Raw genomic sequence first — 11,940 nt, forward strand, 5'->3', positions numbered from 1 at the left:
CGCCGCCCGCCCGGCCCGCGCCGACGACGCCACCGGCGACACCGACGGGCTCCCGCCGGCCACCCGGCCCGGCGGGGCCTACGACCGGTACGTGGCGAAGCTCGCCGCGGAGGGCAGGTTCTCCGGGGTGGTGATGCTCGCCCGCAACGGCCGGACGGTCCTGTCGCGCAGCTACGGCATGGCCGACCGGGAGAAGGGGATCCGGAACCACGAGGGCATCGCGTTCAACCTCAGTTCCGCGGGCAAGCCGTTCGGCGGCGTCGCCATCCTTCAGCTCGCGCAGGCGGGCAAGCTGAGGCTGTCGGACACGGTCGGCGCCCACCTGTCCGGCTTCGCCGCGGAGATCGCCGACCGGGTGACGATCCACCACCTGCTCAGCGGCACGTCCGGCCTGTCCAGCCCCGACGAGGACCTGCAGCGTGTCTTCCAGAGCCGCGAGGAGGTGCACGACTACTGCGAGAAGTGGGCCCGGCAGGCCAAAGCCGTCGCCTCCCCCGGCACGCCCACCGACCACGCCGGCGCCGAGGTCGCCATTCCCGCGCTGATCGTCGAGGCCGTGTCCGGCATGTCGTACTGGGACTACGTCGAGCAGAACATCTTCAAGCGCTGCGGCATGACCGGGACGGGGTTCTACACCCGGCCGCAGTGGCTCACCGACGAGCACATCGCCCACTCCTACATGCGGCAGGCCGACGGCAGCCTGGTGGACGCCGTCCGGAACCTGGACAAGGGCAGCCCCGACCCGTACCAACTGGGCAAGAACCCGGGCCGCGCCTTCATCGACGCTCCCGGCGACGGCGGCTTCGCCACCGCCCCCGACCTGGTCCGCTTCGCCCGCGGCCTGGCCGACGGCACCCTCCTGGACCGCCACTACGCCGAGTTGTTCACCGGCCCCAAGATCCCCCACGCCCCCGGGGGCGGAGGCGGTTTCGCCCCCGGGGTCTCCCCCGCCGAAGCGTCCTTCGGCGCCTACACCCTCCCGGTCAGCATCATCAACGGCCAGTGGCTGTACGAGCGCGCCGGAGTCAATCCCGGCAGCGCCGCCAACTGGAGCATCTACCCCGACACCGGCTGGACCGGCATCATCCTGGCCAACCAGGACGGCGTCCCCTTCGTGGACCTCATCCAACAAGAGATCCAAGCCGTCACCGCCCAGCCCTGACCCCGCCCCCCCGCCGCGAGGGGCGGGCGGAGCAGCACGAACGGAGCGAGGGATCAGACCGTGGCCGGGGCGAGGCTCGGGAGGAGGTGCTCGCCCACCCGGTAGGCCTCCTCCAGGTGAGGCCAGCCGGACAGGATGAACTCCTCGATGCCGAGGCCGGCGTACTCGCGGATCAGGGTGGCGACCTCGGCGTAGGAGCCGACCAGGGCCGTTCCCGCCCCCTCGCGGACCAGGCCGACGCCCGCCCAGAGGCCGGGCGAGACCTCCAGGCTCCGCGTGTCGCCGCCGTGCAGGGCGGTCATGCGGCTCTGGCCGGTCGAGTCGAAGCGGGCGAAGCGTCGCTGGGCCGCCTGGATCCGGGCCGGGTCCATGCCCGCCAGCAGGCGGTCGGCTTCCGCCCACGCCTGCTCGCTCGTGTCCCGGGCGATGACGTGGAGGCGAATGCCCAGGCGCAGCGTGCGCCCGTGGGCGGCCGCCGCGGCTCGCAGTCTGGTGGCGCGCTCAGCGATCGCGGCCGGGGGTTCGCCCCACATGAGGGCGACGTCGACGTGTTCGGCCGCCACTCGTTCAGCGGCCGGGGAGGCTCCGCCGAAATAGATCTGCGGTGGGTCGGCGAGGGGTGTGGTCAGGCCTCCCTGCTCGATGTCGTAGTGGTCGCCGCGGAAGTCGAACGGGCTCCCCGTCCAGGTGCGGCGGAGGACGTGGAGGAACTCGGCGGTGCGGTCGTAGCGGGCGTCGTGGTCGAGGAAGTCGCCGTAGGCGCGCTGTTCCACGGGGTCGCCGCCGGTGACGACGTTCAGCAGGAGCCGGCCGCCGGAGACCTCCTGGAACGTCTGGGCCTGCTGGGCGAGCAGGGTGGGCAGCGTGAAGCCGGGCCGGAAGGCCACCAGCAGTTTCAGCCGGTCGGTGTGCTGGGCCACCGCGGCGCAGACGATCCACGGGTCGGGGCAGCCGGCGCCGACCGGGGTGAGCGCGGCCTCGAAACCGGCGTCCTCGGCGGCGCGGGCCACCTGGGAGAGGTAGCGCACGCTGCCCGGGCGCGACGCGGAACGGGACGCGTCGGTGTTCATGATCGCCGTGCGGACGTCGTGCCCGTCGCCGGTGGTGGGGAGGAACCAGTGGAATCTCACGGGGCGTCCTTCTCTGGTCGGGCGGTGTGGACGGTCCGGCCGCCGACGATGGTCCGCAGCACCTGGATGTCCTTGATCTCGTGCGGGCGGACGGTCAGCGGGTTCTCGGCCAGAACGACCAGGTCGGCGAGCTTGCCGGGCTCGACGGAGCCTCGGCTGTGCTCCTCGAAGTGCTGCCAGGCGGCGTCGATGGTCACGGCGCGCAGCGCGCGGAGCGGGGTGACCCGTTGTTCGGGGCCGAGGACCTTGCCGCTGCGCGTGATGCGGTTGACGGCCGACCACACGGCTTGCAACGGGCTCTGCGGAACGACCGGTGAGTCCAGGTGCAGGCTGTAGCGGTGGTCGCGGGCCGAGCGCAGCGGGCTGATACGGCGGGCGCGTTCGGGGCCGAGGAAGATGTCGCGGTGCTGGTCGCCCCAGTAGTAGGTGTGCGAGACGAAGAACGACGCCTGGACGCCGAGCCGTCTCATGCGGTCCAGCTGGTCCTCGCGAGCGGTCTGGGCGTGCTCGATCCGCAGCCTGTGGTCGCGCCGTCCGTGCTTGGTGATGGCGGACTCGTAGGCGTCGAGCAGGTCGTCGATGGCCGCGTCGCCGTTGCCGTGGATGCGGATGGCGTATCCGTCGGCGTACAGCTTGTCGACGCGGGCCTTCAGCACGTCGGGGCTGTAGTTGGTGTAGCCGCGGTAGCCGGCCGGGAGTCCCCCGGTGAGCTTGTGGTACGGCTTGGTGAGGTAGCCGGTGTAGCCCTGGATCGATCCGTCGTAGACCGACTCGCCGAAGCCGGAGACCCGCACCCATTCGTCCCCTGTGCCCTCGGGCAGCGGCAGGCCGGCGAGCGGGTCGCCGCTCAGCATGAGCAGGCTGCGGAAGCCGATCACACCGGACTTTCGCCAAGCGCCCAGCGCCGCGTAGAGGTCGGCGCCGCCTCCGGCGATGACGCTGGTGGTCACCCCGGCCGCGGTGTAGAGGTCCGAGGTCGCCTTGGCGCCCGCCGTGAGCTGGGCGGGGGTGAAGCCCGGCTGGAGCCTGGCGACCAGGCCCTGGGCCGCTTCCTGGAGAAGGCCGGTCGGCTCGCCGGTCGCCGGATCCTTGTCGATCACGCCGCCGGGAGGGTTCGTGGTGTCCTTGGTGATGCCGGCCAGCCTGAGCGCCACCGAGTTGGCCACGCCCATGTGCCCGTTGGTGTGCGCCGCCCAGATCGGCAGCGTGCCACTTGCGCGGTCGAGGTCGGCGGCGGTGGGGTGGCGGCCCTCGGCGAGCAGCGTCTGGTCGTATCCCCAGCCGCGGACCCAGTCGCCTGCCGACGCGGTGTCCGCTTTGCCCTTCAGCGCGGAGACCAGGGAGGCGATGTCGGTGACGGCGCCGACCGGCGGACTGGACAGGTCGGCGTAGTACAACCTGACGAGCCCCGGGTACGGCGCGTGGCTGTGCGCGTCGACGAAACCTGGCAGCACCGTACGGCCCCTGAGGTCGACCAGGGTGGTGTCGGCGGTGGCCAGGCGGCGGATCCTGCGGTCGGAGCCGACCGCGACGATCCGGCCGTCCCGGACGGCGATCGCTTCGGCCGTCCGGCCATGGTGCGCCATGGTCACCACGTGGCCGCCGTGGTAGATGGTGTCGGGCGGAGCGGCGCGTGCAGCTACGGGCTGCGCGGCGGCGGGTTGCTCGGCGGCGGCGGGCGATGCCGGGAGGATCGCTCCGGCAACGGCGGCCAGCGAACCGCCGAGGACGGCGCGTCTGCCGACGTCGGAGCACAGGGTGCACATGTGGCTGGTTCTCCAGTGGTCAGGCGGCGGCCGCGCGTACGGTGGCCGCGAGCTTCTCGCGAAGGGCGAGGAAGTCGGGGTGGGCGTGGGGGGACTCCTCGCGCGGCAGCGTGGAGGTCTCGTCCAGGACGATCCGGCCGGGGCGCCTGCCGAGGGCGATGATCCGGGTGCCGAGCAGGACGGCCTCGTCGACGCTGTGGGTGACGAAGAGGACGGTCGTGCCGGTCCGCCGCCAGATCTGGCGCAGTTCCTCTTGCAGGCGCTCGCGGGTGAGGGCGTCGAGAGCCGCGAACGGCTCGTCCATGAGCAGGATGCCGGGGCCGGGAGCCAGCGCGCGGGCGATCGCGGCGCGTTGCTGCATCCCGCCCGACAGCTCGTGCGGCAGACGTGCGGCGGCCTCCGACAGCCCGACGAGGTCGAGCAGTTCGGCGGTGCGCGTCCGGCGGTCGGCCGCGGGGACGCCGGTCATCCGCAGGCCGAACTCCACGTTCCGGCGCACGTTGAGCCAGGGGAAGAGCCGGGGCTGCTGGAACACGACGCCGCGGTCGGGGCCGGGACCTGTGACCGGCTCACCCGCGACCTTGACCTCGCCTCGGCTCGGCCGGACGAAGCCCGCGACCAGGCGCAGCAGCGTGCTCTTCCCGCAGCCCGACGGCCCGACGATCGTGACGAACTCGCCTCCCGGGATGTCGGCGCCGACCTCGCGCAGGGCGTCCACCGTGTCCGTTCGGCTGAGCAGACCGCCCAGCCGCCGGGTGCCGCCGTACGTCACCGAGACCGCGGCGAGCGAGACCGCCGCCGCCCGGCCGTCCGCGACCGCCCGGCCGTCGGAGGTCGCGTGGCTGTCGGAGGTCGCTGCGGGGTTATCCGGGGAACGCATCGCCGAGTTCCTTGCCGGCCAGGCCACGCTGGAAGACGTCCAGGTCGGGCACGGTGGGGATCTTGTGCTGCGCCTTGAGGAACCGGGCCGCGCTGTACAGGTTCTGCGCGAAGGCTCCCGGCCGGGTCGCCGTCCCGAGGTACTGGGCCCCCGCCTGCTGCCTGCCGTCCAGCAGGACGAGCTGGTCGATCTGCTTGGACGCGTCGCCCGGCGACAGGTTGAGCTGGCGGCCCACCGCCGCCGCGGCCGCCGTCCGGTCACTGCGGATCAGCTTGATCGCGCGGTCCTCCTGCTGGAGCCAGAGCGACAGCGCCTTGGGGTACTTGTCGGCGAACGCCGTGCGGACGACCGCGAGGTCGGCCGTCACCTCGCCCCTGGCGGCGAGGTCCTTGCTGGTGACGAGGACCTTGCCGGTCTTCTCCAGTTCCGACAGCACCGGCGTCCAGACGTAGGCGGCGTCGATGTCGCCGCGGGACCAGGCGGCCTGGATGTCGGGCGGCTCAAGGTCGACGATCTTCACGTCGGTCTCCTTGAGGCCGGCGTCCTGGAGCGCGGCCAGCAGGCTGTAGTGCGAGGTCGAGGAGAACGGGGTGGCGATCTTCTTTCCCTTGAGCCCGGCGATCCCCGTTGCGCCGCGGGCGACCAGGGCCTCGTTCTCCCCGATCACATCGAAGATCCACGGCACCTTGTACTGGATGTTCAGCGGCGCCGACAGGCCCTTGGTGACCGGGCTGGACCCGGCCAGGCCGATGTCGATCGACCCCGCGATCATCGCGGTGTTGACGTCGCCGCCCGAGTCGAACCTCGACCACGTGATCTTCGTCTGGGGCAGGGCCTTCTCCAGCCACCGCTGGTCCTTGACGACCAGGTCGCCGTTCGGGATGAGCTGGTATCCGATGCGCAGCGCCTTGGGGCTGCCGTCGGCGTTCGCGGCGCCGACCCCTGCGGCCTTCGCCGCTCCCGTGCCAGAGGAGCAGGCGGCGAGTGCCAGGGAGAGCGTGGTGGCGAACGTGGCGAGCAACGCCGGGCCGTAGGTCTTCTTCATGGGTTCTTCCTGTCCGTCAATGCGGTACGGGGGGTCAGGACTTGCCGCGCCAGGGCGCCAGGCGGCGTTCGGCCAGCTGGAGCAGGCCGTCTATGAGCAGGCCGGAGGCGCCGATCGCGAGCAGCCCGAGAACCACCACGTCCGTCTGCGTGTAGCGCTGGGCGTCGCGGATCATGCCGCCGATGCCGGGCACGCCGTTCACGGTCTCCGCCGCGACGACCGTGGTGTAGGCGACGCCGACGGCGACCCGGACGCCCGTGATCATCTCGGGCAGGATCGAGGGCAGGACGATCCGCAGCGGGATCTGCCATCGGCTCGCGCCGAGCGACGAGGCCGCGAAGACGTAGTCCTCGTGCACACCGCGCACGGCGTCGGCGGTGGCCACCGCGACCGGCGGCAGGGCGGCCACGAACAACAGCACGATCTTCGGTGCCTCGTCGATGCCGAACCAGATGATGAGGAGGCTGAAGTACGCGAGCGGGGGCAGCGTCCGCACGAAGGTCACCAGCGGGCCGAGAAGCGCCCGCGCCGTCGGAACCAGCCCGATGACCAGCCCGAGGACGATGCCGCCGACGATGCCGTAGAGGCTGCCGAGCAGGATGCGGCGCAGGCTGGCCAGCAGGTGTTCGTAGAGGAGGTGGCCGCCGTAGCCGCGCTGCCCGTCGTGCGTGGTGGACGTCTGGACGAGCTGGTGCCACACGGCTCCGGGGGACGGGACGAAGACCTCCGACCAGAGGTGCGTGGCCGCGACGCCCCACCAGATCGCCAGCAGGGCGAGCACTCCCCCGGCCCGCAGCGCGACGGCTCGCAGCACACCGCACCCCTTTCGACATAACCGACCGAATTAGTTGGAAATGGATCGTAGGCGGTGGAGTGGCTCCGTGCATAGCACCAGTTCGTTCAGTTCGGCGGGTACCAGATGGCTAGCCGAGCAGCTTCCTCGCCTCGTCGGCGATGACGGCCACGCCCTCGTCGATCCGTTCGGGGGCCAGCGCGCCGAAGCCGAGCTTGATCCAGTGGCGCGGGATCGGGCCGCCCCCGGTTCCCGGCGAGTCGAAGAAGAACGTGTCGCCCGGCTCGATCAGGACGCCGCGCGGTTCCAGGCGCGCGGCCAGCTCACGGGTGTCCAGGCCGGGAGGGCCGCCGATCCAGACGCTGACGCCGCCCGCGCGCGGGCGCATGACCCAGTCGGGCAGGTGCAGGCGCACGGCCGCGACCGTCCGTTCCCAGCGCACCCGCATCGCCTCGCGCAGATGCCGGACGCCGCGCCGGTACTCGCCGGAGGCGATGAGCAAGGCCAGCGCCCGCTGCTGGTGGCCGGAGGGATGCCGGATCGTGTACCGGCGCAGATCCCGCAGATGCTCGATCAGGGCGGGATGCGCGGACACGAAACCCAACCGGAGGCCCGGGGCCAGGAACTTGGAGAAGCTGCCCAGATAGATCACGGCGTCGGGATCCAGCGAGGCCAGCGCCGGTGAGGCCCGGCCCACGTACCGCAGCTCGCTGTCGTAGTCGTCCTCGACCAGCACGATGCCGCGCTCCCGGGCCAGCGCCACCAGGCGCTGGCGTCGCTGACCGGTCATCGTGACGTTCGACGGGTAGTGGTGAGCCGGGGTCGTGACGGCCAGGGCGACGTCCAGCAGCCGCTCGTCCACGATGAGCCCGCCGTCGTCCACCTCGCCCGGCACCAGTTCGGCGCCGGCGCGCGCGAGGATGTGCCGGGCGTCCGGATACCCGGGGTTCTCGACCATGACCCGGCTGCCCTCCCCCACCAGGGCGCCGGCCACCAGGTGCAGGCCTTGCTGGGAACCGATGGTGATCAGCACGCGCTCGGGGTCCGCGGCGATCCCCCGTCCGGTCAGGATCTCCCGGCAGACGAGCCGGGTCAGCAGCGGATCGTCGACGTCGATGCCGTCCTGCAGGCTGAACCGCCGGTGTTCGCCCCGCAACGCCTCTCGCAGGGACCGCAGCCAGGCCCGGTCGGGGAACGCCTCGGAGGGCAGGTGCCCCGTGACGAACGCGTAGCGGTAGCGGTCCCAGTGCTCGGGCTTGCGGATGTGCGGCAGGTCGTCCGCGCCCGGCGGCGGTACGAGCCGTGCGAGCCAGCCGGGCGAGGCCTGCTCGGCCGGGTGCGCTCTCCTGCGCGCCGCCAGCTCCTCGTTCACCACGTGCCCGGACCGCGGCCGGGCGATGACCACCCCGTCGGTGATCAGCTCCTGGTAGGCCAGGTTCACGGTGTTGCGCGACACCCCGAGCTCGGCCGCCACCTCCCGCGACGACGGCAGCCGCCCCTCCTCGAAGCGCCCGGCGAGGATGGCCCCCTCCAGTCCGCGCCGCACCCTCCGGTACAGCGGCTCATCCTCGTCTTCTCCCAGCGGAAACAGCAGGCCCACCCGCGCCACCCTAGACGTCCGCCTGCCGGTCCACCGCCGACGAGCGCCGGGCTGTCGCGGGCGCCGGTCGTCATCCCTTTGTGGCGCCGGTGGTCAGGCCGCCGATCAGTTGGCGTTCGGCGACGGAGTAGAACGCGATCGCCGGGACCATCGCCAGCACGATGTAGGCGATGACGAGCGCGTAGTTCGTCGCGTACTGCCCCTGGAACTGCTGGATGCCGACCGGGATCGTCTGCCATTTCTGGTTCCCCAGCACCAGCAGCGGCAGCAGGAAGTTGTTCCAGCTCGTCACGATGGCGAGGACCGACACGGTGCCGAGCGCGGGCCGCGCCATCGGCAGCAGGATCCGCCAGAAGAACCCGAACCGGCCGCAGCCGTCCATGACGGCGGCCTCCTCCAGCTCGGCGGGGATCGTCCGGAAGAAGGACCGCAGGATGATCAGCGTCATCGGCAGCGCGAACGCGGCCTGCGGCAGGATCACCCCCAGCGGGTTGTCGAGCAGGCCGAACGAGCGCAGCAGGACGAACAGCGGCAGCACCGCCACCGCGGGCGGGAACATCAGGCCCGCCGCGAACAGGGTGAAGAAGAACTCGCGGCCGCGGAAGGCGTAGCGGGCGAACGCGAACGCGGCCAGCGCGGCGGCGGCCACGGTGATCAGCGTGGTGGCGGCGGCGATCAGCGCGCTGTTGCCGATCTGCCGCCAGAAGGTGCCGGACGCCAGGATGCCGGTGTAGTTCGACACCATCCACGGATGCGGGAGCCCGGCGGGGTCCGTGGTGAGGTCGCCCGTGGTCTTGAAGCCGGAGACGACGGCGTACAGCAGCGGGACGACGACGAAGGAGCCGAGCAGCCACACCAGCGCGTGCCGGGACAGGCCCCGGACGGTCCTCATCGCGCTCCTCCCGCCGAGGTGACCGCGCCCTGGAGGTCGCGGCGCAGCGCGTAGCGCTGGTAGAGCAGGGAGAAGACCATGCTGATGAGGAACATCGCCACGCTGATCGCGCTCGCGTAGCCCATCTGGTAGCGCTTGAAGCCGAACTGGAACATGGTGACGGCCATCGTCTCCGTGGAGTTGGTCGGCCCGCCGGTCGTGGTCACCCACACCAGGTCGAACAGCTGGATCGAGCCGATGACGGACAGGAACACGCTGATCCGCAGGGTGGGCGCGAGCAGCGGCAGCGTGACCGAGCGGAACCGGCGCCACGGGCCGGCGCCGTCGATGGCGGCGGCCTCCAGCACCTCCGCCGGGACGCCCTGCAGCCCGGCGAGGTAGATCATCATGTGGAAGCCGAAGTACTTCCAGGTCATGACGGCGAACAGGGTGGGCAGCGCGGTGCCGGGATCGGAGAACCAGGTGCCGGCGAGGCCGCCGACCAGCGGCAGGCCGCCGACGAGTTCGTCCGCGAGCCCGCTGCCGGGCAGGAAGATGATGCCGAACAGCACGCCGGCGATCACCTCGGACAGGATGTAGGGCGCGAAGAAGACCGCCCGGTACACCGCGCGGCCCCGCATCCGCTGGTTCAGCAGCACGGCGGCGCCGAGCGCGACCGGCAGCTGGACGGCCAGCGACAGCACGACGATCAGCAGGCCGCGCCACAGGTCGCCGCGGAACACCGGGTCGCCCGCCAGCCGCCGGTAGTTGTCCAGGCCGACGAAGTCCTCCGGGCGGCCGAAGCCGCCCCACTTGAAGAGGCTCGTGTAGAGGGCGACGGCGATCGGTATCAGGACGAACAGGAAGAAGAGCAGCAGGGCCGGCACCAGGAACCAGGTGGTGGACGCCCAGCCGCGCAGCCGCGGGCCGAGCGGCGCCCGGGCGCTCCGACCGGACGGGGTCCGGGCGGAGCGCCGCCGGTCGCCGGTCGCGGCGGGCAGCGTCAGCGGTTCGGTCATTGGCTCTTGGCCGCCTTGGTCACCTGCTGGGTGACCTGCTCGGGCGTCGCCTTGCCGCCGATGAGCGCGGCGACGCTGTCGTTGACCTGCTGCCCGACGGCCGGCGGGAACGCCTGGTCGAGGTACAGCTGGAATCCGGTGGAGGTGGCGAGCGCGCCGGCGACCTGCTTGCGGCCGGCGTCGGTGAGCGCGTTCTCGGCGCCCTTCACGACCGGCATGAAGGCGCCGGAGGAGACGAGTTCGTGCTCGTTGCCGTTGTTGATGAGGAAGGCGAGGAAGTCGACGGCCTCCTTGGGCGCGCCCTTGCCGAGGGCGTGGCCGTTGCCGCCGCCGAAGACGTCGGTGGGCGCGCCCTGCCCGCCGTCGACGGCGGGGAACGGGAACCAGCCCTCGTCGTCGCCGAGTCCCTTGCCGGAGGCGTCCTTCTCCACCGCCGGCGCCCACTGGCCCATCAGTTCCATGGCGGCCTTGCCCGCGCCGACGCTGGCCGCCTCGCCGCCGGGGGTGTCGAACCCGGCGTTCTGGAAGCCGGGCTGGAAGGGCTGAAGGTCGACGAGTTCCTTGAGGTGCCGCCCGGCGCCGACGAATCCGGGGCCGGTGAAGTCGTTGGTCTTGGCGGCCCGCTCCATCGCGGACATGCCGCCGATGCGCATCGCGAGGTAGGCCCAGTAGTACATGCCGGGCCACTTGTCCTTGCCGCCGAGCGCGATGGGGGTAATGCCGGCGGCCTTGAGCTTGCGGACGTCGTCCAGGAACTCCGCCCAGGTCTTCGGCGGCGCCTTGATGCCGGCATTCTCGAAGTGCCGCTTGTTGTACCAGAACCCGACCATGCCCATGTCGTACGGGACGGCGTAGGTCTTCCCGTCGAACTGGTACGGCTTCAGCGACACCGGGGTGACGGTGTTGAGCAGGCCGGACGCGGACGAGGTCAGGTCCTTGACGAGGCCGGCGTCGATCTGCTGCTTGAGGACGCCGCCGCCCCAGGTCACGAAGATGTCGGGGACCTTCCCGGACGCGGTGAGGGCCGTCATCTTCGCCTTGAACGCCTCGTTCTCCAGGTTGGTGAGCTTGATCGTGACGTTCGGGTGCGCCGCCTCGTAGGCCTTGGCGATCTTCGGATAGATCGACTTGGACGGCTCGGTGGTGGCGATGTCCAGCCACTCGACCGTGACCTTGCCGCCCGAACCGGAGCCGCCGTCGCCGCAGGCGGCGAGCAGCGGCGCGGCGGCGACCGCGACCGCCCCCGCGGAGACTGCGGTCAGGAACGAACGGCGCGGCAGGTGGGGGATGCCCATGGTGGTCTCCTGGAGGGGGTGGGCGGCGGCCCGAGCGGATGGCGTCCCACTCGAAACATTTCGAAAAACTTCGAGGCTCCGTTGCCGTGGAACTCTAAGAACGTGTTCCCGTCGGGTCAAGGGTCCCGTGCGCACTTGCGGCGGTTGCCCCCGCCCGCGCCCCGCCTTCGGGGCGGCGAAGTCGCGCCAGCGCGGACTAGGAGAGCGCGAAACATTGCGATACTGTTCGCAATCGTTACTCGGGGAGGAGAGCAGCGTGCCCGTGCGCACCACCGACGAGAGGCCGGATCCGCCGTCCCGGCCGACGCTGGCCGTCATCGCGGCCGAGGCGGGGGTCTCCCCCGCCACGGTGTCCAAGGTCCTCAACGGCCGCACCGAC

General features: G+C 71.6%; 10 protein-coding genes. 1 reads left to right on the forward strand and 9 read right to left on the reverse strand.

Annotated elements, in window-relative coordinates:
* On the forward strand, positions 1-1,162 hold a 1,162-nt coding region (locus tag AB0J52_RS12360), incomplete at its 5' end, for a serine hydrolase domain-containing protein (RefSeq protein ID WP_500181656.1).
* 53 nt (positions 1,163-1,215) lie between these two features.
* Here the strand turns inward: AB0J52_RS12360 and AB0J52_RS12365 are convergent.
* The 9 genes from AB0J52_RS12365 to AB0J52_RS12405 all read right to left on the reverse strand — a co-directional run bounded on the left by AB0J52_RS12365 (position 1,216) and on the right by AB0J52_RS12405 (position 11,561).
* The gene (locus AB0J52_RS12365; protein ID WP_500181657.1) at positions 1,216-2,292 is read right to left on the reverse strand and encodes an LLM class flavin-dependent oxidoreductase; all 1,077 of its coding nucleotides are present in this window, start codon (positions 2,290-2,292) and stop codon (positions 1,216-1,218) included.
* The gene (locus AB0J52_RS12370; protein ID WP_500181658.1) at positions 2,289-4,058 is read right to left on the reverse strand and encodes an amidohydrolase; all 1,770 of its coding nucleotides are present in this window, start codon (positions 4,056-4,058) and stop codon (positions 2,289-2,291) included. Before AB0J52_RS12370 ends, AB0J52_RS12365 begins: the two co-directional genes overlap by 4 nt.
* A gap of 19 nt (positions 4,059-4,077) precedes the next feature.
* A complete protein-coding gene (locus AB0J52_RS12375; protein WP_500181659.1) occupies positions 4,078-4,938 on the reverse strand; it encodes an ABC transporter ATP-binding protein in 861 nt (286 codons plus the stop codon).
* The gene (locus AB0J52_RS12380; RefSeq protein ID WP_500181660.1) at positions 4,922-5,983 is read right to left on the reverse strand and encodes a taurine ABC transporter substrate-binding protein; all 1,062 of its coding nucleotides are present in this window, start codon (positions 5,981-5,983) and stop codon (positions 4,922-4,924) included. The genes AB0J52_RS12375 and AB0J52_RS12380 overlap by 17 nt, the downstream gene beginning before the upstream one ends.
* A 34-nt stretch (positions 5,984-6,017) precedes the next feature.
* Complete coding sequence (locus AB0J52_RS12385; protein WP_500181661.1) at positions 6,018-6,797, reverse strand: ABC transporter permease; 780 nt, start codon at positions 6,795-6,797, stop codon at positions 6,018-6,020.
* 109 nt (positions 6,798-6,906) lie between these two features.
* The gene (gene pdxR / locus AB0J52_RS12390) at positions 6,907-8,376 is read right to left on the reverse strand and encodes a MocR-like pyridoxine biosynthesis transcription factor PdxR (RefSeq protein WP_500181662.1); all 1,470 of its coding nucleotides are present in this window, start codon (positions 8,374-8,376) and stop codon (positions 6,907-6,909) included.
* 70 nt (positions 8,377-8,446) lie between these two features.
* Positions 8,447-9,268, reverse strand: a complete 822-nt coding sequence (locus tag AB0J52_RS12395) for a carbohydrate ABC transporter permease (RefSeq protein WP_500181663.1) — start codon at positions 9,266-9,268, stop codon at positions 8,447-8,449.
* Entirely contained in the window at positions 9,265-10,266 is a 1,002-nt protein-coding gene (locus tag AB0J52_RS12400) for a carbohydrate ABC transporter permease (protein ID WP_500181664.1), read from the reverse strand. The genes AB0J52_RS12395 and AB0J52_RS12400 overlap by 4 nt, the downstream gene beginning before the upstream one ends.
* Positions 10,263-11,561: an extracellular solute-binding protein gene (locus tag AB0J52_RS12405; RefSeq protein ID WP_500181665.1), complete on the reverse strand. Its 1,299-nt coding sequence runs from the start codon at positions 11,559-11,561 to the stop codon at positions 10,263-10,265. The genes AB0J52_RS12400 and AB0J52_RS12405 overlap by 4 nt, the downstream gene beginning before the upstream one ends.
* Between the last annotated feature and the right edge of the window lie 379 nt (positions 11,562-11,940).

The sequence above is a fragment of the Spirillospora sp. NPDC049652 genome, assembly GCF_040675125.1.
GTDB lineage: Bacteria > Actinomycetota > Actinomycetes > Streptosporangiales > Streptosporangiaceae > Spirillospora.